This is a genomic window from Streptomyces hygroscopicus subsp. hygroscopicus (assembly GCF_030269125.1).
Taxonomy (GTDB): Bacteria; Actinomycetota; Actinomycetes; order Streptomycetales; family Streptomycetaceae; genus Streptomyces; species Streptomyces hygroscopicus_C.
The window spans coordinates 1-22223 of sequence record NZ_BSSM01000003.1; the positions used below are offsets into that span (position 1 = coordinate 1).

Here is a 22223-nt window from a genome sequence, read left to right on the forward strand (position 1 = left end):
AAGGGCGACGGCGTTCACCACGCCATGCTCGGCATCTCCCGCCTCCACAACCTCACCCTCGCAGGTTGAGCGACGAACGCCACAGGTCAGCAAGCAGATCCAAGGTCAATTACGGGACATCGCTTAGGAGATGCCCAGCTCACGGCCTTGCGCAACACCCTTTAGGCGCAACCGGGAAAATGGCCGCCAGCGCGGCGGAGTGGGCCCTCGATCGATCGGCTGCCCTGTTCCGGTGCCGGCCCAATGTCGGAACCGGGCAGCCGATCGGGCAGGGCTCTCAGTCCCCTGTCTGCCCGAAGACGTATCGCACGAGGTCCGCGTCCTTCTTCGGCACCGCCAAGTCGTAGGTCCCGTCCGCAGTGGTCAACTCGTAGCGCTCGAACTTCGGCGCCATGGGCACCTTGCCCTCGACAGGCTTCAACGCGAAAGGAGGTCTCAGTGGAGTGCTCTTCTTTTCGCCTGTCCGGTCAGTCCAGACCGGCGCCTCTCCCAAGGCGCACCGCAGGAATCCGCTCCTGGTACGAGCGATCTTCGTGCCCTGGCCGATCGACGTCATCACCGCTCCGCCAATGCTCTTGGTGAATCCGACGACCTGCAACGGCTGCCCGTTCCTGAAGTCCTCCATGTCCTGAGAAGGCGAGCGCCGACGGATCCACGTCCATCGCAGTAGCACGTCCACCGCGGTCGCGGTGCCCGCGGAACGCCGCGCCGAAGGAACCCCTTGCGCCATCTTCTCCCTCTTCCCTCGGCCGCGGGCATGCGCATCCGAAGCACGGACGTGCCACATCCCTGACCGGTACTCGAACACAGCTCCCCACCGGAACCGCAGAGCCGCAGGCTATCTCCCTGTGTAGGTGCGTGTTGATCGCGTTGGCTCCTTCGCGAGGGGCCGCCCTCGGTGGGCGGTGATCGAGGGAGCAGCGTGCAGAGAGACCTATCCGCAGCGGTAGCGAGCATGGCCGAGGAGAATTGCGGTGGCGGTCGGTGCGGTAGCCGACCTTGACAAGGGGTTGTGACGGGGCTCTTATCGCAATGGTGTCTTCTCCAGGCGCCGGAACCTGCTCACTCTTGCCGATGCGCGCACTACCCTGGACCACCTGACCGCTGCGGTGCCGACGCACGTGTTGGAGGACATCGCCGAGCAGATGGAACTCGGTGAGCAACCATTCGCGCCATTTCGGCGGTTGCCGGACGAGCAGCGGGTGTGCGGGCCGGTGTTCGCCGGGAGTGCCGACCTGGGCAGCTTGCCGGGTATCTGCTGCTCGACTACGACGACTCGTACGGTATCGACCGAGTTGGCCTCTTTCTCTCCCGCCAAGTGCCTTGATCTCATGGGGTGTTCCTGGTTGCTCGAGGCTCCGGGCGCTGGTGCTCCGGTGCCCCAACTGCGCGCCTTGTTGCTTGATCACCTTCGTCATACTCAGCGCTCGACGTCGGAGAAGGTCTGGTCAAACACCTGAATGAGCCTGCCCTGACCGGAACACAGAGGGCTCATGTACGTGAGGTCAATGAGTACCGACTCAGGATCGGTACTCATTGACCTCACGTACATGAGCCCTGATCTTCGAAGCCGTTAAGGTTGCCCGACGCAGAGGTACGACGACGTCCTCGCCGGTGCTCTTCGTACTGAGCCTGTAGTAGCTGATGTGTGCGAGCCGCTCGGATTCTTCAAGCCATCCGGCTTCCACGACCTGGCGTCGGGTGCGGGAGAACACGGTGGGGGACATGCCGACAAGCTCGGCGAGCTTGGCGCCGGTCTCGATGACTGCGCTTGCCCGGTCCGCGGGGTGCATGGCGTAGAGCATGACGATCAGGCGCTGGTTGGCGGTCATGCCGGCGGTGCGGTGCAGGACGTCCAGGAGCTTCTGCTTGTCGTCGTTGTTCACTGGACCTCCCACAGCAAAGGGGTCGTGTTGTCGAAGCCGGGGATGTCCGGCGGGTTGCACGTCTTGACCGCTCCCGTTGCTCGATCCCAGTCCCGTGGAAGGCAATGTACGGGCTGATCCGGTAGAGCCGGTACTTGCCGATAAAACCGCGCTCGATCAGAATGCGCAGCTTGAGGAGCTTCCGGTTATTTTTTCCGACGGCGTCAGCGGTCATCCCGACCTTCTTGGCGATGTCCGCGCCGGTTGCCCTCAACGGCGCCATGCCCTGGGGAGAGACCCCGATCCACCACAGGACCATGTGCTTCTGGCTCGGGGTGAATTCCTTGCTCTCAGTGATCGCCTCGACCCTGGCCTTGTCGACCTGGATGTGCTCGTCCGAGAAGGCGTAGGGCGCATAGGGGATGGCCTCGGCTGAGTCGCGAGGTCTGCCGCTGGGCGAACGCGCGATCTGTTGTCAGTGGCGTGCGTTTGGATAGGCCGCATGACTGTTCACGATGTTGCCGAGGCTCTTCCTGACATCCCGACGCTGCGGGACCGGTGTCGGTCGATAGCCATGCTGGAGACTGTGCTGAACCCTGACGGTGAGCGCTACTACTCATTCAGCCGGGCCTGGTCCGAGACGGAGGAGATCGCCTCCATGCGTAACGGCTCGGGGGACGAGTTCGACGTCATCTTCTCTCCGGCCGGCGCGTATGTTCGAGGCTTCGACCACGAGTCGGCGATGAGCCCATATGTCGACGACGCGCCCTGGCCAGGCGTAGTGGACTCGGTCCCCGAGGTGTTCCGCAGCTGCGTCGAAGAGCCGGCCTTCACAGACGACGGAATGCCCAGGGTGACGGCCTGCATATGGCGTGAGGAGGGAAGCGAGCACTGGCAGGCCGGAGAGATCGACTTCCCTGAAGACAACGCCGACCCTGACGGCTCGGGTTGGCTGTTCCACCTGCTGGTCGACGCATCACCGGAGGCATTCCAGAAGTTCGCGGAGGACTACTACGAGATCCCGGTCGACATCCACGCGGTGCGCCACGTATATGCCCTTCGCCCGCTGACCCAAGAGGTGGTCACCGCTTTGAACGACAAGGCATCCCTGGCGGGCATTGCCGACGCAGCCGCCGCGATCGGCTATGCCATCACAACGGGCTCGGCTCCCTGACCTGAACCTGCCGGGAATGCTGCGCGGGTGCGGAGCGCGCCTGTCAGAGCTCCTTGAGAGACTTCGTCGTGTCCTCTGACAGCGAAGTTGGACTGGTCAGGCGGTGGCCGCGAGCTTTTCCTTCTTGCGCCGGTAGGCGCGTTCGAGGTCGGGATGATCGAGCCCTTCTCGTAAGCTTCGAGATCACCTGGAAGACCAGGTTCGCTTCAGAGCGTTCGAGGGCTGGTAGCCGACCTCATCGACCACGAGGACGCTCGGCCGCAGGTAGGTGCCGAGGTTGTTGACCAGCCGTCCGGCGGCCTCGGCGGCTCTGAGGCTGCGGACCATGTCGTCGAGGCTGGTGAAGTGGATCGAGTAGCCGGCCCGGCAGGCCGCGACCGTGAGGGCAACGGCGATGTGCGTCTTCCCGACCCCGGGGGGCCCGAGCAGGGCGGCGTTGGCCTTGGCGTCGACGAAGGACAGGGTGGTGAGGTCCTTGACCTTGCGCGGGTCGAGCTCGGGCTGGAACGAGAAGTCGTACTCGTCGAGCGTCTTGTGGTGCGGCAGCTTGGACAGCCGCAGGCCCTGGCGGAAGCGCCGGTCGTCGCGGACGGCGAGTTCCTCGGGCAGGACCAGGTCGAGGAAGTCGAGGTAGCCCATCTTCGCCTCGTCCGCCCGGCGGGTGTACTCGTTGATGGTCTCCGCCAGGTGGGGCAGGCCGAGCTTGCCGGCCGTGGTGCGGATGCGGTTGCCGGTCAGCTCGTTCAAGATGACTCCTTCGTCGGGAAGTTGGTGGTGAAGGGGCGGGGCCGGTCAGCTCGTCATCGACCGATAGCGGGCGGCGGCCGACCTCAACGCGAGTGGCCTCGGCCCGGTTCAGCAGTGCCTTGAGCGGGCCGAATTCCTTTCCGCACCGCTCGCGGCGGGGCGGGGCAGGGCGTCGCCGGTGGTGGTCCGGCGGCCTTGGCCGGTGGGCAGTCCGTCCCGGTGCGTCTCCTCGACGACGCGGACGCCGCGGCCGACGGCTCGTCAGTGGACGGCCAAGAGCGTCTCGCTGTCGGCTCCTTGGTCGGTGGAGTGCAACATGACCTGCGACTTCGTGGCCCTGATCTCCACCAGTTGGCGTGGGCGGACGCGACGGGCGGGCACCGAGTAGAGGTTGCCGCCGAACGCGACCAGACAGTCCTTGCCCACCGGCCGCAGATGCCGCTCGGCCACCAGATACGGAGTCGGCGGCAGCGGCCTGAGGGCCGCATGGTCGCGGGCCGCCCGCTCGCCGATGACCTCCCGGTGCGTCTTGTGGATCTGCGACCGCCGCTGGGGCACCCAGGCGGTGAAGGCGGCGTTCATCTCCTCGACGGAGGAGAAGGCCCGGCCGGACAGGACGTGATCGCGGACGATCAGCACCTGGCGTTCGACGCGGCCTTTGCCGGTGGGCCGGTAGGCGGCCAGGACGTCGATGTCGACGTCGTAGTGGCCGGCGAAGCCGACCGCCTCCGGATGCAGGGGAACCGCCTCGCCGGAGGCGACGTGCCGGCGGACGACCGTTTTGGTGCGGTCGTAAGACGATCGTCATCGGCACACCGCCGAAGTCCGCGAACGCCCGCCGATGGCAGTCGAAGAAGGTCTGCAGGTCCTGGCTCGTGGTGAAGCAGCAGAAAGGGTCGCGGGAGTACGACAGTGTCATGTGGAAGGAGTAGACCTTCGCGATGCCCATGTGGGCGGGGATTTTGCCCTCATCACCCAGTCCACCTGGGCCTGGGCGCCCGGGATCACCTCGAACCGGCGGTGCATGCCCGCCAGCTCCTTCGGGGTGATGCCGAGCTCCTCGGCAATGCGGGGGCCGGGCTTGCTGGACGTAGAGCTTGGTCCGCTGGTAGTTGCCGGTGAACCCATACTCGCTGACCAGCCGCTCGTGGATCACCGGGGCCTTCATAAGGATCTCCGCCCGCAGCATCGAGTCGACCAGCGGCGCGAACGCGTCGATCACCCTCGCCCGGCACCGTCCGCTCGGTGACCGGCGTGGCGGGATGGCCGGGCCTGGCGCCGAGAGGTGGGGAGAGTGGCGGTGGACGTCGTCGCGATTGCAGCCCGTACGCGAGGGCGAAGACGGTGACGAGCCGGCCTGTGGTGTCTCGCTGAGGAGTGCTTGGAGAGCGCCTGCCGGGCGCTGGTGGGGTCGAGGGGGCCTCGTGGCTGTGCGGAACCGGATCGTTCGTTTCAGGCACGAGGCCCTCGCCGTGCCGGGCCGCTTCAGATCGCCGACCTCGGCGGCCGGCTGGCGGTTACCGGTGCGTGGCCAGGAACGGCAGGAGGACGTCGGCCATCTCGTCGGGTACTTCCTCTGCGAGGTCGTGTCCGGCGTCGAAGATGTGTCCGGTGACGTCGTGGGCCATGAGCCGCATCTGGGACTCGTTGCGGTCGCCGATGAACGCGGATCCGCCGAGGGCCAGGACCGGGATGTCCAGTTTCTTCTGTGCGGTCTGCCGGTTCTGTTCGGCGTCGACGAGCATGGCCCGGTAGATAGAGAGCATCGCGCGGATTCCGCCGGGCATGGAGTAGCAGCGCACGTATTCGTCGACCGCGTCGGGGGTGGCGCTGTCGGGCCGGCTGCGCTCGTACTTGATCATGTAGGTGATCAGCTCGCGCTCGTGTCCGGCGATCAGCATCTCGGGTATGTCCGGCTGGAAGTAGAAGCCCAGGTGCCACAGGTGCATGCCGCTGGAGATGTTCTCGGGGGTGAGGGCCGTGTGGTCCTCGAAGCCGAATCCGGGGAACAGGGCCTCGGCGAACACGAGAGCGGTGACGTGGTCGCGGTGGCGGGCGGCGAGTTGGTAGCCGATCACCGCTCCCCAGTCCTCGCCCGCCACGGCGTATGTCTGGTGTCCGAGGTGGTTCATCAGCTCGGCGATGTCGTCGCTCATGGTCGCGGAGTCGTAGCCGTCCGACGGGCGGGCGGAGTCGCCGAGACCGCGAAGGTCCGGGACGACGACGGTGTAGTTGGGCGTCAGCTTCGGGACGAGGTGGCGCCAGTGGTAGCTGGTCTTGGGCACGCCGTGTAGGAGCACCACCGCGGGGCCGGACCCGGCTGTGCGGTAGTGCAGACTCGTTCCGTTCACGGCGGCTCGGCCCGTGCGGACGGGCGATCCGTCATGGTCGAGCATCATGTTTTCAACCTTCTTGGTGTACGTCGCGATGCGGGTGTCAGTGGGCTTGCACGGGGTCGACGAGGGTCACCAGGCGGCTCGGTCCGGTGCCGTCCGCGGTTGTCCGGGCAGCGGAACGGCCGGCGGGGCGCAGGGTGACGTTCTCCGGGTAGAGCCGGCCGAGCAGGGCCAGTACGACGAGGTCGTCCTGGCCGGTGGCGTCCAGGGTGACGTCGCCGCTCTGCGTCCACACCAGTCCCGGCGCGCGCAGCGCGGACCAGGCGGCGGTGCCGGATGCGTCGCCTGCGGCGGGGTCCTCACGCTGGGTGAAGCGGTGGCCGCGCAGGGCTTGGCCGAGGTCGACGTGGGCGGTGGTGCCGTCGTGGGTGACCTCGATGCGGGCGGTGCGGGTCCCGTCGGCGACCGGCGCGGTGACGGTACGGGCGGAGAGCGGGCCGGATGTGGTGGCGGGCGGCAGATCCTCGACGAGGGTGCGGGGTGCGGCGTAGTAGTCCTGTACTTCGGGGACATACGTGGCGGCTTCACCGACGGCCGGGTCGGGGCGCCAGGTCAGCAGGTGCCGGGGTGCGGTCAGGGGTGGCTGGCCGAGGACTGCGACCTGTGGCTGGACGATGTGTGGATCGTGGACTCCACGCCCGTCGAATGCGCCCGTTCACGTGAGACCGTCAAGCGCTCCGACCTGGCCGGATGCGCAGGCTACGGCTACTGCCGTTCCCACTCACGCTTCTACTGGGGCCTGTCTACTGGGGCCTGAAGCTGCACCTGGTGTGCACCCCGGCCGGCCTGCCGGTCACCTGGGCCCTGGCCGATCCCAAGATCGACGAGCGGCAGGTGCCGGCCGCCCTGATCGACAACGAACCGCACCTGGCCGCCGACCGGCCCGGCCTGCTCATCCTGGCCGACAAGGGCTACATCGCCGCCGAACTCGACCGCTTCCTGGCTGCCCGCGGCATCAGCCTGCTACGGCCCTCCTACGCAACCGCGGCACCCCAAGGCCGGGAGAAGCCCTGCTCAAGACGGTGCGCCAGCTGATCGAGTCGGTCAACGACACGCTCAAGGGCCAGCTCGACCTGGAACAACACGGCGGACGCACCATCGAAGGCGTCGGTGTCCGAGTCGCCCAACGGATCCTGGCGATGACCTGCGCAATCTGGCACAACCGCACCATCGGCGCACCTATCACCCGCTCCCTGACCGCCTACGACCACTGAACCACATCGGAACTACTCATCTAGCGGGCCAGGGTCACGGTGATCGGGGTGTTGGGGCACTGGCTGAGCTGGCCGGCCAACGCATGGTGCTCAGCATCGTCGATGGTCAGACCCCAGCGGGTCTTGTCCGCCACCCAGTCGGTCACGTACGTGCACCGGTAGCCGGCAGCCGGGGGCAGCCACGTGGTGGGGTCCTGGTCCGCCTTCGACCGGTTGGAGGCAGCCGACACCGCGATCAACGCGCGCTGGTCCCCGAGGTCGTTGGCGTAGGCCTCCCGCACGGCCGCGGTCCAGGCGTAGGCGCCCGAGTCCCATGCCTCGGCGAGCGGGACCAGGTGGTCGATGTCCAGGCCCCGGGGGCCGGTGATGTAGCGGTCGTCGTAAGCGGCCGTCATGTGCGGGCGGGTGGGACACGGCGGCTGAAGGCCCGCCGGTACGCGGTGGGCGTGGTGTTGAGTGTGCGCCGGAAATGCAGCCGCAGGTTGGCGGCCGAGCCCAGGCCCGAGTCGCGGGCGACCACGTCGACGGAGTGGTCCGTGGCCTCCAGCAGTTCGCGTGCCAGCCCCATCCGGGCGGCCATCAGCCACTGCATGGGCGTCGTGCCCGTCTCCTCGGCGAACCGGCGCATGAAGGAACGTTCGGACATACCGGCGCGCCGGGACAGCTGGGGCACGGTGAGCGGCTCCCCCAGGCGTTCCAGCGCCCAGGCCCGAGTGTCGGCCAGGGCCGTGTCGCCGGCGTCCGCGACGGGCGCGGGTACGTACTGGGTCTGGCCTCCCTCCCGGTGGGGAGCGGCGACGATGCCCCGGGCGATCTGGTTGGCCACCGCGGCCCCCAGGTCACGCCGGACGATGTGCAGGCACAGGTCGATGCCGCAGCACACCCCGGCCGAGGTCAGGATGTCGCCCTCGTCGACGTAGAGGACGTCACGGTCGACGTGCACGGCAGGGTGTTCGCGTTCGAGTTCGTTGGTGTACTGCCAGTGCGTGGTGGCGTGTAGTCCGTCGAGCAGGCCGGCCGCGGCCAGCACGAAGGCACCGGTACAGATGGACACCACGCGCCGCCCCCGGCCGTGGGCCGTGACCAGCGCGTCGAGCACCGCCTGCGGGAACGGCCGCGGCAGTACGCCTGGGGCGAATCCCGGCACGATCAGCGTGTCGGCGGCGTCGAGGGTTTCCAGTCCGTTCGTGACGGCCATCGCGAAGCCGCTGTTCGTGGCTATGGGACTGTCGGGTCCGCACACGGAGATCTCGTACGGGGTCTCCGCGCGCGGGGCGAAGATCTGCAGCGGGATGGCCAGGTCGAGAGGGGCCATCCCCGCCAGCGCGAGCACGACGACTCGGTGAACGGACATGGCAGTATTCTAACGAAGATAGGCACTTCTGCCACTCGCGGCGACCGGGCGGTGCGAAGACGCTTGGGGCATGACCAGAACCGCTCCGCAGCCAGCGTCCGCGCCGACCCCCGACGAGAGGTGTGACACGGGCGGCGAGGACATCCTGTCCTTGCCCGACACCCCGCTGGCCCGCGCCGCGCTGAGCCTCGCGATGGGTGCTGAACCGGTGTCCATCGCCAACCACAGCATCCGCAGCTACCTGTTCGCCCGGCTGGTGGCCCGCACCCTCGGGATGGCCGCCGGGTGTGATCACGATGAACGGTTGCTCTTCCTCGCCTGTGTGCTCCATGACCTCGGGCTGGCGCCGGAGGGGGAACACACCCAGCGGTTCGAGGTGGTGGGCGCCGACCGGGCGGCGGAGTTCCTCACCGCACAGGGGCTGCCCGCCGCCGAGGTGGATGCCGTGTGGGAGGCCATCGCCCTGCACACCACGCCCCAGATCGCAGAACGCCGCGGTGCGCTGAGCCTGCTCCTGCGGGAGGGGATCTGCGTCGACTTCGGGGGCGTGATCGGCCCCGGAACCGTCCCGGACGCCGTGACCGAAGAGGAGGCCCGCGCCATCCACGAGGCCTATCCCCGTCTGTCGATGGTCAGCTCGATCGTGGAGGCGATGGCGACCCAGGCGGCCAGGCACCCCGCGAACGGGCCGCGCTACTCCGTCGGCGGAGAACTGCTCCGCGAGCGCGGCAACCCGCCTCGACGGACCCGCATGGAAGAGGCCGCGCTCGCCTCCCGATGGGGCAGCTGACCCGAACCCGCACCGACCGCCGCGGGCGGAATCCCCGCAACCCGTCTACGACATAAGGACCACCCCCCAGTGAGCACGTACACCGTCACCATCCCGGAGGACTCCGAGGTCTTCGGAGCGACGACCGGAGGGTTCGCCCGGTTCGAGTACTCGGCCGCGGTCCGCGCCCGCGGCCTGCTCTTCATCGCGGGCCAGGTCGGGTACCGGCCCGACGGGAGCCTGCCTGAGACCATCGAGGAACAGACCGAGTGGGTGCTGCGCCGCACCGAGGAGGTCCTTCGGATCGAGGGGCTGGCCATGTCCGACCTCGTCGAGGTCGTCAGCTACCACCCGGACATGCAGGAGCACCTGACGGGCTTCCTGGAGACGAAGAAGCGCTTCGTCAAGGAGCCGTTTCCCGCCTGGTCGATGATCGGGGTCAGCGGGCTGGCCCGGCCCGGGTTCCTCCTGGAGGTGCGGGCCGTCGCCGCCTACCCGGACAGTGACGCACGGTAGCCGCCCGTATCGGGCGGTCACCACCGCTCGCCCCTTCGACGGGAGCACCAAGGCATGCCGCCGGCCTCGCGGGCCCATCGCCACCACGAGCCGCGGTGAACCCGGTCGGCAAACCGGCCCGCTCCCGCTGGTCTCGCACATCAAGGAGTAGCCATGACCACATCCGCTCAGCAACGCACCGCCTTCGAGTCCCTCCTTGCGTGCGTGGACGGCCGCGCAGGCAAGGACGCCGTCGCTTCGTGCCTCGCCGAGAAGGTGGTGCTGAACAGCCCAATCCTCGATGAGCCGGTCACCGGCCGCGACGCCGTCGCCGAAGTTCTGCAGGCCGTCTACGCGCTGGGCGACCTCACCACGGAGGAAGTTCTCAGCGGCGAGGCCCACCAGTCCGCATTCTTCCGGCTGCAGATCGAGGACACCGTGGTCCACGGGATGGACTACGCCCGGTTCGACACGGACGGCAGGATCATCGAACTGTCCGTGCTCTGGCGTCCGTTGCCGTCTGCTGTCGAGATGCAGGGGAATATCGCGCATGTCCTCGGCATGCAGCCGTGGGAGCTGCACACGAAGGGCGAATGACGATGAGGGCCGTGACCTGGTGGGGGCGCACGAGAACGTCGCGGCGATGCTGGACGACATCGCGGAGGTGGACGGCGGCCGCGGCACAAGGGTCGCCTTTGACGACTTCCTGACCGGCGTCGAGGACTTCGGCGCCCGGATCCCTGACCCGTGACCCGTGACCCGTTGCTGTCCGACACGTACAGCCCGAGCGCGCTATATCGTTCGGCGCTGAGCACGTTCATCTGAACGTCGCGGGACCTCCACCCGTAGGCCGACAAACGTCAGTCCGCAGCAGCGAAGAGGGAGTCCTGTGTGGCCTGGAAGCGGTAGGGCTCGGTTCCGGTCCGGATCAGCGTGCAGCGGAAAGTGATCCGGTCGGCGATGGCCACCGTTATCTCGACCTCACGATCCGAATCTCGCTGGTGTGCAGCAGTTTCATGTCGTGGACGAAGAAGTGATGCGCGAACACCGGGATGCGCCGGCTCGTGACCCGCTGGATCCCGCACGGGTGTGCGAGCAGCGCTGACGCCAAGAGGTCGCGCAGATGGGCGCGGGGCGCCCCGTCAGCGAAGCCAGCACAGATCTTGGTGATCCTGGAGTTGCAACGCTCGGTGAGCACCGGGGATATCTGCGCTGTACTGCCATCGTGGCTGATCGAGCCGCTCTGGGACCAATCTGCCGCGCTGTTTCCTGGGCATCCAGCGGACGACACGACCCGCTGGCTGCCATCGCCAGCGACCGGACCGCTACCAGACGACCGGGCCGGACTTGTCGAAGAAGCCGCCGGTCGGGCCGTCGGCGCCGATCGAGGCCATGCGGACGACGATCTCCGCGCCCTCTTCGATGGTTTGGGTGCCCTGGTGGCCGTTGAGGTCGGTGGCGGTGTAGCCGGGGTCGACGGCGTTGAACCGGACGGTGGGGAACGCCTTGGCGTACTGCGAGGTGACCATGACCAGCGCGGTCTTGGACGAGTTGTAGTCCAGCAGTGTCACCTGGAACTCCACCCGGCTCGGGTCGGCGCATGCCGCCAGCGAGCCCAGACCGCTGCTGACGTTGACGACGACCGGGGCGTCGCTTGCTTCCAACAGCGGCAGGAAGGCGTGCGTGACCCGCACGACGCCGAAGACGTTCGTGTCGTACGTGGTCAGCATGTCGGCCCCGGTGACCTCGCCGACCGGCTTGCGCGCGCCCACGATCCCGGCATTGTTGACCAGGACGTCGAGACGGCCCGCGTGCGCGCGGAGGAATTCGGCTGCAGACTTCACAGAATCCTCCTCGGTGACATCGAGTTGAACGAAGCGGGCGCCGAGCATCTCGGCCGCCGTTCGACCGCGGTGGGCATCGCGTGCCCCGACATAGACGGTGTGCCCGGCCTCGATCAGACGACGAGCCGCCTCGAAACCGAGGCCCTTGTTCGCTCCAGTGATCAATGTGGTGGTCATGTGCTCACTCCGGTGATCGGTGGGTCGGTGATGTCTCCACCGTCGGCGCACCGCAGACGAACAGGCAGTGCCCGCCTCAGCCAGTGGACCAGCAGTACCAGGCTGTCCAGGCGCGGCGGCGCGATACTGGGACGGTGAGCAGATCCAGGGAACTGGGCAGAGCCCTGCATGGCTGGCGGGACCGGATCGCCCCTGCCACGGTCGGACTGCCCGCGGGCGGGACACGTCGTGCCGCCGGACTGCGCCGCGAGGAACTGGCCCAGCTCGCCGGCCTCTCGGTGGACTACATCACCCGCCTGGAACAGGGCCGGGCCACTTCCCCGTCGGCGCAGGTCCTGTCCGCGCTGGCCCGTGCCCTGCGGCTGTCGGCAGCCGAGCGCGAATACCTGTACCTCCTCGGCGGCCAGCCGGCGCCGGGTCCCGGGCAACTGTCGGCCCACGTCCCACCGGGGGTCCGAAGGCTGCTCGACCAGCTGGACGGCTCACCGCTGAGCGTGCATGACGCCGCCTGGAACCTGATTCTGTGGAACCCCTTGTGGGCGGCCCTGTTCGGAGACCTGTCCGCGCTGCGCGGACGCGAGCGGAACATCGTCTGGCGGCACTTCGCCGGTCTGCCCAGCCGGGTCAGCCACACCCCCGAGCAGGAGGCCCTGTTCGAGGCGGCCGTGGTCGGAGATCTCCGGGCGGCGACCGCCCGCTACCCCGCCGATGCCGGCCTGCGCTCCCTGATCAAAGACCTGCGGGGGGTCAGCACCGACTTCGTACGCCTGTGGGACACGGGCGTCGTGGGCGTCCATGAGTCGGACACCAAGACCGTCCATCACCCCGATGTCGGCGCAATCACCTTCGACTGTGACGTGCTGACGGCTCCCGGCAGCGATCTGCGCATCGTCGCCTATACCGCCGCTCCTGGCAGCGACGCCGCCGACCGGCTCGGGCTCCTCAGCGTCATCGGTATCCAGACCATGACCGAAGACGGCACCCCGGGATAGCAGTCGGCGGACGCACTCGACCCCCATGGCCCGCAGCCCGGCGTACCGACCACCGACGACCTCTCGCCGCCAACGCCGACGAGGGGTCCCCAGACTGGCGCGCTCTGATCGGCAGCGGATCGGGCGATCGTCCCAGCGGTGGGTGGTCCTATGCCCCTCGAATCAGGCTACGAACGGTGATGATGGTGTCGGCCAGGTCGAAGAGGGCGTCGATGGCAGTCGCCCGGCGCTCGTAGCAGCGGGCGAGGCGGTAGAAGGCGTTCTGCCAGGCGTGGGTCCTTCGACATGCCACCTCTGACTTGCCTGGATCGGTGCTCTCTCGCCCTTGTGCGCGATGCGGCCGTGCAGGCCACGCTCGTCGAGCAGGGCGCGGGTCTTGCCAGAGTCGTAGCAGGCGTCCAGGTGCACGGTGACGTCGTCCGGCAGAAGTCCCAGGTCGTCCAGACAGTCCAGAGCCGAGGCGAGGAGCGGGGAGTCGTGACGGTTGGCTCCGGCCAGCACGCGGCCCAGCCGAATTCCGTAACCATCCGTCATGCCTGAGCGTTTGAGCCCCTGTTTGCCACGGTCGACATGTGAACGTCCGGCGACCTCACCGCCCCCTGGTGCCTTGGTGACGTAGCCATCGACGGCGATCCGGTCGAGCACGAGGTGCACCACCGCGCCGATCCGCGCTGACGCTAAGTCAGCTCGGTGCCGGGGCGGTCTGGGTGAGGCCGGCGAGCAGCAGGTCGATCATGCGGCGGGCCTGGTAGTCGGGGAAAGTTTCGACTCCGATGCACAGGTTGCCGATGGCGAGCATGAAGTCGTAGGCCCGTACGTCGGCCCGTGTGCAGCCGGCGGAGGCAGAGGCTTTCAACAGCTGGTCGAGCACGGGCAGCAGGCGTTCGACGAACTCGTTGTGCAGGGCCTCGAATCCGGCCTGGTCCGAGTGCAGCGCCTCGGCGAGGCCGTGCTTGGTGACCAGGAAGTCGGCGAACCGGTGAACCCACCGCCGCAAGACCTCATAGGGCGTGTCGGCGGCAGCGGGATTGTCGGCGGCAACGGCGAGCGCGTCGAGCTGGTGTCGGAAGACCGCGACCACCAAGTCCGCCCGGGTGGGGAAGTGGCGGTAGATGGTGCCCATGCCGAGGCCCGATTCGGCGGCGATCTCCCGCACGGGAGCGTCGATCCCCATACGGACGAACACGGCCGCGGCCGCGTCCAGGAGTTTCTGCTCGTTTCGGCGGACGTCGGATCGCTGGCGGCCTGAAGGCGCTGGCGGCGTGTCGGCCGTGGACATCGTGAGCATCTCCCAGTTGCAAATCGGAGCGCTGCTCCGTATCGTGATCCGGAGCGGTGCTCCGATTGCCAATGATGCCAGACACCGCACAGCACGGCCCACTGGGCTTGTCCGAGAAGGGGCATTCACTCACCAGTGACACCACGTCGGCCGCCGGCGGCAACGGCTTCACCACCCCGGTGGTCTCTGTCAGCCCGATCGCGCTGGCCGCCCCGGACCGCGGCCAGGACCTGCAGGTACGGGTCACGGCGCCGACGACCGACCGCAATCTGCCCGTCGTCGTCTTCTCCGACCCGGCGCGGGTCACCTTCCCCGACGTCCTGCGGGTCCGGCACGAGGCGGACGGCATCCCGCAGATCGAGCCCGCCTGGCTTTCCGACCACCTCATGCCGCTCGGCGGCGACCCGAACGGGCCCCGCCGAGCGGCAGAACACCGCCGTCACCGGTGAAACGAGCGCAATCCGGGCCGAGCGGCGGACACCCTCGGCGGAGGCCCGTCGGCATCGTCGCGATCACGTTGTTCTCACCGGATTCCCGGTGGGGTGCGGTGCCGGGTCGTGTCCGGAGCAGGACGATCTGCGGCTCCGCTCACGTGCCGCGGGTCAGGGCCGGTCGCCCACGAGAGCGAGGGCGCGCGTCTCGGGAACTCCCAGCATCAGCAGGCTCGTGATCGTCGCCGCTCGGGCGCCATGGGCCCCGTTCGACCGGTCGCTGTCCGCGATGGCGAACACGACGCCGTAGGCGACCTGGCTCAGAAGGCCCGCCGGCAGGTGCTGTGCGAACACGCCGCCGTCCTGGCCCCGTCTCACGAGGTCGGCGAGGAGTTCGTCGACCGGCCCGAGCAGACCGTGGATCGCCTCCCCGTACTCGCCACGGCGCAGCGCCAACAGCACTCGGTACCGGTGCGCCACCGGCCAGACGCGGGCGACGAATTCGACCCATGTCGCGTCCGCTTCCGCGCCGGAGGCGTCGACTTCGTCGAGTACGGCCGTCATCTCGGCCACGGCCCGTTCCGTGAGTGTCCGGACCAGGTCGAGGCCAGGGCCAGTGTCGCCGTCTCGGAGCCGATGCGGGCCGCGCCGGGCGAGGTCGGGTCCGGCGCCTCGCGCTCGGTGACGAGGGAGCCGGATGCGAGCGTCATTGTCGGGAACGCCACGACGAGAGGTCCGCCGGTGGCCGCGAGGACGGACCCGAACGTGTCGATCGCCTTGCGGTCCGCACCCGCCCCCGCCGCCGCGAACCGGCCGGTGATCCCGCGCGGGCTGCCGCCCAGCAGGATCCCGAGCCTGGTGCCGAACGGCATGTGCCCCATGCCGTGCAGGTAAGCCAGGTGGATCACACCGTCCGCCTGGGCCGCGCCCTTCCGCAGGCTGTCGAGGTCCGCCAGGCTGCCCCGGTGCACCGCGGCGCCCGCCGCCGCCAGCCTCGCGGCACCGTCGTCCGTGCGGGCCATGCCGAGCACCTCGTGCCCGTTGTCCAGCAGGTCCTTCACGAGGGGCGCCCGCGGTCAAGGCCGCCGCCTCTGGGATGAACATCGCGGCTGCCGTTCTGCAACTGCGCCGCGACGAGGCGCGGGATCGGCGAAAACTGATAAACACCACCCCTGAACTGCGCGAACGCGAACTGATGGCGTTCGCCTCGGTCGCCAAGACCGTCACCGACGCGCTGAGCGAACGCGGGACCGAGGAGCGTGTCGCGCGCGTGACCGCGGAGGCCGCGCTCGCCGCGTTCAGGGTCGCGTTCGAGTACTGGGGCGAGCACCCGGACCGGGAGCTGCCCCAACTCGTCGACGAGACACTCGACGAGCTCAAGCGGGTATTCGGCTCCGACGCCTAGGAGCGGGATCCGGCGTTCCGCCGGTCTTGTGATCGCTCCTTGTCGCGTCATGAGGGCATCGCCGCCGGTCAGGCGCTCGGGGTTCGGCCGGGTTATGGCATGAGCACGGCGTATGCCGCATCCGGGCGATCTCGACAGAGGGACGAGCCCCCGCTCCCGAACAGCAGCAGCTCTTCATGGAGCGACTTCAGCGCTCTAGACGACCGGTCTAATCTGTTGCTACGGTCTACACATGTCAGTCACCAAGGTGGAGACGCGCCAGAGCCTCCTGGAGGCCGCCCGACGGATCGTGGCCGCGAAGGGCTACGCCGCAGTCGGCATCAATGAGGTCCTCGCCGCGGCCGGTGTCCCAAAGGGGTCGTTCTACCACTACTTCGCCTCCAAGGACGCCTTCGGCGAGGCGATGATGAAGAGCTACTTCGACGACTACCTCGCGACCATGGACGGCATCCTCGCCGACAAGGGCAAGAGCTCCGCCGAGCACCTGATGAGCTACTGGCAGCGGTTCTACGACACGCAGGCCGCGGACGACTGCCAGGGCGGATGCCTGGTCGTCAAGCTCGGCGCGGAGGTTTCCGACCTCTCCGAAGTGATGAGAGCGGCGACGAAAGCCGGGACCACCGCGATCGTCGACCGCCTGGAGCAGATGATCAGCGACGGCATCACGGACGGGTCCGTGTCCGTCGGCGAAAGCCCTCGCATGACGGCCGAGGCTCTCTACGACCTGTGGCTCGGGGCGAGCATGATGGCGAAGATTCATCGCAGTGCGCACCATCTCGACCGGGCCATGACTGTCACTCGCCAGGTCCTCCACACCTGACAAGCCCCCTACCGCCTGCGACGCACCGGTCCAAGCGGCGGGTCCCATCGACTAGTAGACCGGTCTAAAACAGGAGGCCATCACCGTGACCACCGACCTCATCTACTCCGACGCAAGCGAACTCGCCGAGCTCATCCGCACCAGAGAGGTCTCTTCCGTCGAGGTGGTGCGGGCGCACCTCGATCGCATCGAGGCCACCAACCCGAAGGTCAATGCCATCGTCACGCTCGCCGACGGGGCTCTTGAGTCCGCGAAGGCCGCAGACGCTGCAGTGGCGGCCGGCGTGGAGGTCGGACCGCTGCACGGCGTGCCGTTCACGGTCAAGGACTCGTTCGACACCGCCGGGGTGCTGACCCAGCGCGGTTCCCCGATCTTCGCGGGCCGCGTCCCGGACACGGACGCCACCAGCGTGGCCCGTATGAAGCACGCGGGCGGCATCCTCCTGGCGAAGACCAATCTCCCGGAGTTCTCGTACTCGACCGAGTCCGACAACCTCCTCACGGGCAGGACGAACAACCCCTGGGACCTCGACCGCACGTCCGGCGGTTCCAGTGGCGGGGAATCGGCGGCGATCGCGGCCGGCATGTCGCCGCTCGGGCTCGGCAGCGACCTGGCCATCTCGGTGCGCGGGCCGGCCGCGCACACCGGCATCGTCGCCCTCAAGGCAACGCACGGGCGCATCCCGATGACCGGGGTCTGGCCGCGGGTGCCGCGCCGTGACTGGCACGTCGGCCCGATGGCCCGCGCCGTCCGCGACCTCGCACTGGCCTACTCGGTGCTCTCCGGCCCTGACGGCGCCGACGGATTCGCCACCGTCCCGCGTGCATTCGACACCGGACTGGGCACGTCGCCGGACCGGCCCGTGCGCGTGGGCTGGCTGGTCGACTCGGGACTCGGCCCGATCGACCCGCAGGTCGCCGCCACCGTGCGGTCGGCGGCCGAAGCCCTCAAGGGCACCGGGGTCCAGGTCGAAGAGGTGAGCATCCCGGCGCTCGAGCGGGACAACCCTCTCGACCTCTTCAACCGGCAGCACGTCATGGAGGTGAAGCCGGCCTTCCGGGACGTCACCAATGGTCACGAGGACCAGATGGCCAAGGTCTCCACGTCCATGCTCGCCGGGCCCGACACCTCCGTGGAAAACTACGTCCTGGCCGAACAGGGCATCGAGCGTCTCCGGGACGCCTTCACCGAGTTCTTCCAGCGGTACGACGCACTCCTCCTCCCGGTCCTGCCCATCCCCGCCCACGAACACGGGCTCACCCGGTTCACCATCAACGGCCAGACGGTGGACGCCACCCACATCCAGACAGCGACCATCCCGTTCAACCTGACCGGTCTCCCGGCCCTGTCCATGCGGTTCGGCACCAGCAGCGACGGCCTGCCCATCGGCGTACAACTGGCAGCCAACTGGCACGCCGAGTCGACCCTCCTGCACATCGCGTCGCTGCTGGAGTCGCTCAGTCCTGTCCGCGACCAGCACCCCACCCTCTGAGGTCCGGGTCAGCACCTGGTCAGCGAGTGGACACCGCGCCAGCGGCGGACTCGAAGGCGGCGAGGTCCAGGATGTCGGCCTGCATGAGCAGGACCGAGTCGATCAGGGTGCGGTGGAGCGGCGGGTCGGGGTCGTCCCAGACGTCGGCGAGGACGAGCAGGCGGTAGGCGCGGTCGGCGCCCACGTCTCGACCGACGCGCGAATCGCCACTCGACCGATCGAGGCCGGCAACCCGCTTCAGCACCGACCGGGATCACCGATGAGACCGGCCGGGACGAACTCTTCACGATCCTGCGGCAGGCACGGCGACGCACAGCCCGCCGCACCGGACCGCCCTGCGCCGTCCTGCCCGGGACCCGAGCCACTGAGCGCCTCAGTGCGTTGCGGCACAGGAAGTCCCTGTTCGATGACCAGGGGCTGCTTCGTGTGCGGGGCATGATCGCGGAGGGGTAGGGGCAGGCAGCGGGCGGCTCGTTGTAGTTCGAGGAGGTCGCGATGCCGTCGGTGCTGGGGTTGATGGAACAGCGTGAGGCGCGGGCGAGGCAGGATCTGGGGTCCTGGAGCAGGCTCAGGCGGAGGTGGACGCCGCGCGGGAGCGAGTCGAGCGGGCCCGGGGTGGGGCGTGAGGAGCTCGTGTCGGTGCTGGCCGAGGAGAGCACGGTGAATACGCCGGTGCCCGTGCCATCCGGTGGTGAGACGGCTGCCGCCGTGGGATCGGGCGGCTTGGGCGCGGGGCACGGCGAGAGGCCGCCGGCGTGGCGGTCGGGCATGGGCGAGGACGTGCTCAGCGGTCTCTGCCGGGAGGTGTGCGCCGCAGTGGTAGCTGCTGCCGGGCCCTGGTGAACGACGACTTGTCCGGGACCGGCTGGTCCATCTCCTACGACGATGTCGCGGAGAACTTGGTCGGGGCCCTGGGAGTCCTGCTGGAACACCGCCAGAGCAAGCACGAAGCAGACCATGAACCGGCTCGACAGGGGACGCGGCTGGCATCCAGCCGACCACACGCGGTCAGCACCTCGTCCACCGGCTCAGGAACGATCCACTCGGCGAGCAACCCGAGCCGGACTTCATCGGATACCCCGGTCCATGGATGCATGTCCGTGCCAACGAACCAGCACCCCGGAGGCCACCGCGCCTGGGAGAGGAACTACGTGCACCTCTCGGGCAACGGCATTGGGTCTGATCGACTGCGGTCTGGGTGGGCGGTCCCTTGTGAAACGGAACGATGATCCGTAACGTGATCCGGAGCGGCGCTCCGATTTGCGTTTTCCGTGGGGCCCGCCCGCCTCACCGAACGGGCATGGGACCCGCGCTACCGCGGCCGAGCCCGGCTCGACCGGGCCCGAGCGACTCGGCTCGACATCGCGACGCCCGGCCGTCCTCGGCGCACAGGGCGGCCCGTCGCGTCCCGGCGGGAGCCTGACCGGAGCGCTCGGCCCCCGCGCGTACGTCCGCCCGCCGCCCGCCGCGCGCCTGCGGATGCGGCGGCCGGCTCTCGTCCGACCCCACCACCAAGACCGCACAGCAGAGAGGACGCCGCCGACATGGCCGAGAACGAGGAACTGCCGAGCAACTGGGGCCGCTGGGGCACGGACGACGAGCTGGGCACGCTCAATCTGATCACCGAGGAGGCCAGGGCCAGGGGTGCCGCGGAGGCTCGTACCGGACGGGCGGTGTCGCTGGCCCGTCCGATCCAGCCGACGCCCTTCGTCAGCGGGCCCTTCGCACCCCTCGCCCGCGACAGCTCGCCGGTCCAGCAGATCATGCAGTACGCCGGTGACGTGCCCGCGACCGTGGACATGATCCTGGTGACCAACCATCACGTGAGCTCGACCCACATCGACGCACTAAGCCACCAGGTCCTGGACGGCAAGGTCTACCCGGGGCGTCCCGTCGCCGAGAGCGTGACACCGGCCGGGGTGCGGCACGGATCCACGGCGGCGTTCGCCGCCGGGATCTCCACCCGGGGCGTCCTGCTCGACCTCGCGCCCGACGGACCGCTGCCCGCCGCACACCCGATCACCCCGGAGGACTTCGAGGCGGCCGAGGCCCGCCAGGGCGTACGGCTGGAATCCGGGGACGCCATGGTGCTGCGCTGCGGGTGGGCCGGTGTCGTCGACTTCGAGAAGCCGCTGCCGGGCGTCACACTGGACGCGGTGCGGTGGATGCACCGGCGCGGGGTGTCCCTGTACGCCGGTGACCTCGGCGACGCCCACCCGCCCCTGGAGACGGCCGTTCCCGCCCCGCTGCACCGCGTCGCTCTGCCGCTGCTGGGCATGCCCCTGATCGATGTCGCGGAGGTGGAGGAACTTGCCGCCGTCTGCCGGGAGGTGAATCGTCACACCTTCCTGTTCGTGGTGGCGCCCCCGCGCATCCACGGCCTGACCGGCGTCCCCGTCAACCCGCTGGCCGTCTTCTGACGGACACCGCCCGGACGTGCTCCCGGCAGGACTGCCCGGATTCCGGCGCCGGGTCACCGCGCTGCCGCCCATCCCGACGGTGCCCCTCCCAAGCGCCACCCGATCCGTCAAGCGCAAGGCAGATCCAGCACCCGCCCGCACCTGGTCAACGACGGATCCCCGCGACAGAGTCACCAACCCCCGGTCCCCGCACCGCCGAACTCCCAGCAGGTCGGCCACGGCGCCCCGACGGCCGAGCAAAGGGGGTCTCCACCCTGCTCCACGGTTCCCGGCTTGCGAAACGGAACGTTGCTCCGTATTGTTTTTTGCGGAGCAACGTTCCGTTTCACCCTGTCAGACGGTCGCCATCCTCGGGCGCCCATGCCCGCGTCAGGAAGGTCATCACGATGAGTGCCTCGTTCTCACCGGCCCCGCAACCCCACGCGATCGCCCCAGTCCTCTCGGTGCGGCCCGTCACCCTCCCCGCTCCCGGCCGCGGCCAGGACCTCCAGGTGCGTGTCACCGCGCCGACGACCGGGAGCGGCCTGCCGGTCGTCGTCCTTTCCCACGGCGCGACGCTGACCATGGACGACTACACACCGCTGGCCGCGCACTGGGCCGCGCACGGCTTCATCGTCGTCCAGCCCACCCACCTCGACTCCCTCGGCCTCGCCCCGGACGACCCGCGCACTCCACGGGTGTGGCGCATCCGCGCCGACGATCTGACCGGCGTCCTGGACCACCTGGACACCATCGAGGCCGAGGTACCCGGCCTCGTCGGCCGCATCGACCGCGACCGCGTCGCCGTCGCGGGACACTCCTGGGGCGCCCAGTCGGCGAGCACCCTGGTCGGCGCGCGGGTCGTGGACGCCGACGGCAGACCCGGCGAGAGCATGGCCGACCCGCGGGTGCGGGCCGCGGTCCTGCTGTGCCTGCCCGGCACCGGGGGCGACGACCTGTCCCCGCTGGCCGCCCAGTACTTCCCCTTCATGAGCCCGGACTTCTCCGAGCTCAAGGCCCCGAGTCTGATCGTGGCCGGCGACCGGGACCAGTCCCCGCTGACGGTGCGCGGCCCGGACTGGTTCACCGACGGCTACCACCTCAGCCCCGGGACCACCGATCTGCTCACCCTCTTCGGCGCCGAGCACGGCCTCGGCGGCATCCAGGGCGCCTTCGACACCCGCACCACCGACGAGAACCCCGAGCGCGTCGCACTCGTCCAGCAGGCCACCCTGGCCTATCTGCGCACGGCTCTCGGCCTGGACGCCCAGGCGTGGCCCGCTGCCCGGGAGGCCCTCGCCGCGGCCGCCGAGCCGCTGGGCAGGATCGACTCGAAGTGACCGGCTCCCCCCGGCCGGCCCGCCGGCCCA

24 protein-coding genes and 5 pseudogenes are annotated in these 22223 nt (G+C 69.0%); 14 read left to right on the top strand and 15 right to left on the bottom strand.

The genetic code is table 11. From position 1 onward, the window contains the following. Positions 1 to 277: 277 nt before the first annotated feature. Positions 278 to 625, bottom strand: coding sequence for a hypothetical protein (locus tag QSK45_RS08045; protein ID WP_285554686.1), 348 nt, complete (start codon positions 623 to 625; stop codon positions 278 to 280). Positions 626 to 1121: 496 nt separating this feature from the next. Between QSK45_RS08045 and QSK45_RS08050 the strand changes: the two genes are divergently transcribed. Continuing rightward, positions 1122 to 1460: a hypothetical protein gene (locus QSK45_RS08050; protein WP_285554689.1), complete on the top strand. Its 339-nt coding sequence runs from the start codon at positions 1122 to 1124 to the stop codon at positions 1458 to 1460. Positions 1461 to 1520: 60 nt separating this feature from the next. On the opposite strand, the gene QSK45_RS08055 is transcribed toward QSK45_RS08050, so the two are convergent. Both QSK45_RS08055 and QSK45_RS38330 read right to left on the bottom strand, forming a co-directional pair. After that, a complete protein-coding gene (locus tag QSK45_RS08055; protein WP_285554690.1) occupies positions 1521 to 1886 on the bottom strand; it encodes a replication initiation protein, RepL2 in 366 nt (121 codons plus the stop codon). Beyond that, positions 1883 to 2334, bottom strand: a pseudogene (locus QSK45_RS38330) (MarR family transcriptional regulator). Before QSK45_RS38330 ends, QSK45_RS08055 begins: the two are co-directional and overlap by 4 nt. 33 nt (positions 2335 to 2367) lie before the next feature. Here QSK45_RS38330 and QSK45_RS08065 point away from each other — a divergent pair. Beyond that, on the top strand, positions 2368 to 3039 hold the full coding sequence (locus tag QSK45_RS08065) for a hypothetical protein (protein WP_285554694.1): 672 nt from the start codon (positions 2368 to 2370) through the stop codon (positions 3037 to 3039). 140 nt (positions 3040 to 3179) lie between these two features. Here QSK45_RS08065 and QSK45_RS08070 read toward each other — a convergent pair. The 4 genes and pseudogenes from QSK45_RS08070 to QSK45_RS08085 all read right to left on the bottom strand — a co-directional run. Continuing rightward, positions 3180 to 3786 (bottom strand): annotated as a pseudogene (locus QSK45_RS08070) (ATP-binding protein); the annotation flags it as partial. Positions 3787 to 4047: 261 nt separating this feature from the next. Beyond that, entirely contained in the window at positions 4048 to 4425 is a 378-nt protein-coding gene (locus QSK45_RS38335) for a Mu transposase domain-containing protein (protein WP_490993516.1), read from the bottom strand. Between the two features lie 878 nt (positions 4426 to 5303). Further along, complete coding sequence (locus tag QSK45_RS08080; RefSeq protein WP_285554697.1) at positions 5304 to 6185, bottom strand: alpha/beta fold hydrolase; 882 nt, start codon at positions 6183 to 6185, stop codon at positions 5304 to 5306. Between the two features lie 37 nt (positions 6186 to 6222). Next, positions 6223 to 6780, bottom strand: a pseudogene (locus QSK45_RS08085) (hypothetical protein); the annotation flags it as partial. On the opposite strand from QSK45_RS08085, the pseudogene QSK45_RS38340 reads away from it, so the two are divergent. Further along, positions 6766 to 7396, top strand: a pseudogene (locus QSK45_RS38340) (IS982 family transposase); the annotation flags it as partial. The pseudogenes QSK45_RS08085 and QSK45_RS38340 sit on opposite strands and share 15 nt — an antisense overlap. Positions 7397 to 7416: 20 nt before the next feature. On the opposite strand, the gene QSK45_RS08100 reads toward QSK45_RS38340, so the two are convergent. Next, positions 7417 to 7791 carry an HNH endonuclease family protein gene (locus tag QSK45_RS08100; RefSeq protein ID WP_490993517.1) on the bottom strand — a complete coding sequence of 125 codons (375 nt, stop codon included), beginning with the start codon at positions 7789 to 7791 and terminating at the stop codon, positions 7417 to 7419. Further along, on the bottom strand, positions 7788 to 8750 hold the full coding sequence (locus QSK45_RS08105) for a GlxA family transcriptional regulator (protein WP_285554701.1): 963 nt from the start codon (positions 8748 to 8750) through the stop codon (positions 7788 to 7790). Before QSK45_RS08105 ends, QSK45_RS08100 begins: the two co-directional genes overlap by 4 nt. A 70-nt stretch (positions 8751 to 8820) precedes the next feature. On the opposite strand from QSK45_RS08105, the gene QSK45_RS08110 reads away from it, so the two are divergent. The 4 genes from QSK45_RS08110 to QSK45_RS08125 all read left to right on the top strand — a co-directional run bounded on the left by QSK45_RS08110 (position 8821) and on the right by QSK45_RS08125 (position 10765). Beyond that, positions 8821 to 9540, top strand: a complete 720-nt coding sequence (locus QSK45_RS08110) for an HD domain-containing protein (RefSeq protein ID WP_285554703.1) — start codon at positions 8821 to 8823, stop codon at positions 9538 to 9540. A gap of 69 nt (positions 9541 to 9609) precedes the next feature. Next, positions 9610 to 10035 carry a RidA family protein gene (locus QSK45_RS08115; protein ID WP_285554704.1) on the top strand — a complete coding sequence of 142 codons (426 nt, stop codon included), beginning with the start codon at positions 9610 to 9612 and terminating at the stop codon, positions 10033 to 10035. A 153-nt stretch (positions 10036 to 10188) separates the two neighbouring features. After that, positions 10189 to 10611: a nuclear transport factor 2 family protein gene (locus QSK45_RS08120; RefSeq protein ID WP_285554705.1), complete on the top strand. Its 423-nt coding sequence runs from the start codon at positions 10189 to 10191 to the stop codon at positions 10609 to 10611. A 19-nt stretch (positions 10612 to 10630) separates the two neighbouring features. After that, positions 10631 to 10765, top strand: a complete 135-nt coding sequence (locus QSK45_RS08125) for a hypothetical protein (protein WP_285554707.1) — start codon at positions 10631 to 10633, stop codon at positions 10763 to 10765. A 574-nt stretch (positions 10766 to 11339) separates the two neighbouring features. On the opposite strand, the gene QSK45_RS08130 is transcribed toward QSK45_RS08125, so the two are convergent. Further along, the gene (locus tag QSK45_RS08130) at positions 11340 to 12035 is read right to left on the bottom strand and encodes an SDR family NAD(P)-dependent oxidoreductase (protein ID WP_285554709.1); all 696 of its coding nucleotides are present in this window, start codon (positions 12033 to 12035) and stop codon (positions 11340 to 11342) included. Between the two features lie 134 nt (positions 12036 to 12169). Between QSK45_RS08130 and QSK45_RS08135 the strand changes: the two genes are divergently transcribed. Further along, the gene (locus QSK45_RS08135; RefSeq protein ID WP_285554711.1) at positions 12170 to 13027 is read left to right on the top strand and encodes a helix-turn-helix domain-containing protein; all 858 of its coding nucleotides are present in this window, start codon (positions 12170 to 12172) and stop codon (positions 13025 to 13027) included. Positions 13028 to 13141: 114 nt separating this feature from the next. Here the strand turns inward: QSK45_RS08135 and QSK45_RS08140 are convergent. Further along, positions 13142 to 13684, bottom strand: a pseudogene (locus QSK45_RS08140) (transposase); the annotation flags it as partial. Positions 13685 to 13709: 25 nt separating this feature from the next. Then, entirely contained in the window at positions 13710 to 14306 is a 597-nt protein-coding gene (locus QSK45_RS08145; protein ID WP_285554713.1) for a TetR/AcrR family transcriptional regulator, read from the bottom strand. Between the two features lie 74 nt (positions 14307 to 14380). On the opposite strand from QSK45_RS08145, the gene QSK45_RS38345 reads away from it, so the two are divergent. Then, a complete protein-coding gene (locus tag QSK45_RS38345) occupies positions 14381 to 14755 on the top strand; it encodes a hypothetical protein (RefSeq protein ID WP_490993518.1) in 375 nt (124 codons plus the stop codon). Positions 14756 to 14908: 153 nt separating this feature from the next. Here the strand turns inward: QSK45_RS38345 and QSK45_RS08155 are convergent, their stop codons facing one another. Then, positions 14909 to 15310 (bottom strand): hypothetical protein, encoded by a 402-nt coding sequence (locus QSK45_RS08155; RefSeq protein ID WP_285554714.1) that lies wholly within the window; start codon positions 15308 to 15310, stop codon positions 14909 to 14911. Continuing rightward, a complete protein-coding gene (locus QSK45_RS08160) occupies positions 15298 to 15798 on the bottom strand; it encodes a Rossmann-fold NAD(P)-binding domain-containing protein (RefSeq protein ID WP_285554716.1) in 501 nt (166 codons plus the stop codon). The genes QSK45_RS08155 and QSK45_RS08160 overlap by 13 nt, the downstream gene beginning before the upstream one ends. A 35-nt stretch (positions 15799 to 15833) precedes the next feature. On the opposite strand from QSK45_RS08160, the gene QSK45_RS08165 reads away from it, so the two are divergent. From QSK45_RS08165 to QSK45_RS08175, 3 genes are all read left to right on the top strand, one after another. Then, entirely contained in the window at positions 15834 to 16142 is a 309-nt protein-coding gene (locus QSK45_RS08165; protein WP_490993519.1) for an acyl-CoA-like ligand-binding transcription factor, read from the top strand. 232 nt (positions 16143 to 16374) lie between these two features. Continuing rightward, positions 16375 to 16962: a TetR/AcrR family transcriptional regulator gene (locus QSK45_RS08170; protein ID WP_285554717.1), complete on the top strand. Its 588-nt coding sequence runs from the start codon at positions 16375 to 16377 to the stop codon at positions 16960 to 16962. 85 nt (positions 16963 to 17047) lie between these two features. Then, a complete protein-coding gene (locus QSK45_RS08175) occupies positions 17048 to 18454 on the top strand; it encodes an amidase (protein WP_285554719.1) in 1407 nt (468 codons plus the stop codon). A 19-nt stretch (positions 18455 to 18473) separates the two neighbouring features. On the opposite strand, the gene QSK45_RS08180 is transcribed toward QSK45_RS08175, so the two are convergent. Then, positions 18474 to 18638, bottom strand: a complete 165-nt coding sequence (locus QSK45_RS08180; RefSeq protein WP_285554720.1) for a hypothetical protein — start codon at positions 18636 to 18638, stop codon at positions 18474 to 18476. A gap of 1360 nt (positions 18639 to 19998) precedes the next feature. Here QSK45_RS08180 and QSK45_RS08185 point away from each other — a divergent pair. Both QSK45_RS08185 and QSK45_RS08190 read left to right on the top strand, forming a co-directional pair. Beyond that, positions 19999 to 20874 carry a cyclase family protein gene (locus QSK45_RS08185; RefSeq protein ID WP_285554722.1) on the top strand — a complete coding sequence of 292 codons (876 nt, stop codon included), beginning with the start codon at positions 19999 to 20001 and terminating at the stop codon, positions 20872 to 20874. 386 nt (positions 20875 to 21260) lie between these two features. Next, positions 21261 to 22193: an alpha/beta hydrolase family protein gene (locus tag QSK45_RS08190; protein ID WP_285554725.1), complete on the top strand. Its 933-nt coding sequence runs from the start codon at positions 21261 to 21263 to the stop codon at positions 22191 to 22193. The last annotated feature ends 30 nt before the right edge of the window (positions 22194 to 22223 follow it).

Excerpts from the sequence above, each read along its gene's own strand:
- QSK45_RS08190 (WP_285554725.1), top strand. The coding sequence starts at position 21,261 with ATGAGTGCCTCGTTCTCACCGGCCCCGCAACCCCACGCGATCGCCCCA.
- QSK45_RS08080 (WP_285554697.1), bottom strand. The coding sequence starts at position 6,185 with ATGATGCTCGACCATGACGGATCGCCCGTCCGCACGGGCCGAGCCGCC.
- QSK45_RS08100 (WP_490993517.1), bottom strand. The coding sequence starts at position 7,791 with ATGACGGCCGCTTACGACGACCGCTACATCACCGGCCCCCGGGGCCTG.
- QSK45_RS38345 (WP_490993518.1), top strand. The coding sequence starts at position 14,381 with ATGCCAGACACCGCACAGCACGGCCCACTGGGCTTGTCCGAGAAGGGG.
- QSK45_RS08165 (WP_490993519.1), top strand. The coding sequence starts at position 15,834 with ATGAACATCGCGGCTGCCGTTCTGCAACTGCGCCGCGACGAGGCGCGG.
- QSK45_RS08065 (WP_285554694.1), top strand. The coding sequence starts at position 2,368 with ATGACTGTTCACGATGTTGCCGAGGCTCTTCCTGACATCCCGACGCTG.
- QSK45_RS08045 (WP_285554686.1), bottom strand. The coding sequence starts at position 625 with ATGGAGGACTTCAGGAACGGGCAGCCGTTGCAGGTCGTCGGATTCACC.
- QSK45_RS08185 (WP_285554722.1), top strand. The coding sequence starts at position 19,999 with ATGGCCGAGAACGAGGAACTGCCGAGCAACTGGGGCCGCTGGGGCACG.
- QSK45_RS08120 (WP_285554705.1), top strand. The coding sequence starts at position 10,189 with ATGACCACATCCGCTCAGCAACGCACCGCCTTCGAGTCCCTCCTTGCG.
- QSK45_RS08145 (WP_285554713.1), bottom strand. The coding sequence starts at position 14,306 with ATGTCCACGGCCGACACGCCGCCAGCGCCTTCAGGCCGCCAGCGATCC.
- QSK45_RS08105 (WP_285554701.1), bottom strand. The coding sequence starts at position 8,750 with ATGTCCGTTCACCGAGTCGTCGTGCTCGCGCTGGCGGGGATGGCCCCT.
- QSK45_RS08110 (WP_285554703.1), top strand. The coding sequence starts at position 8,821 with ATGACCAGAACCGCTCCGCAGCCAGCGTCCGCGCCGACCCCCGACGAG.
- QSK45_RS08130 (WP_285554709.1), bottom strand. The coding sequence starts at position 12,035 with ATGACCACCACATTGATCACTGGAGCGAACAAGGGCCTCGGTTTCGAG.
- QSK45_RS08170 (WP_285554717.1), top strand. The coding sequence starts at position 16,375 with ATGTCAGTCACCAAGGTGGAGACGCGCCAGAGCCTCCTGGAGGCCGCC.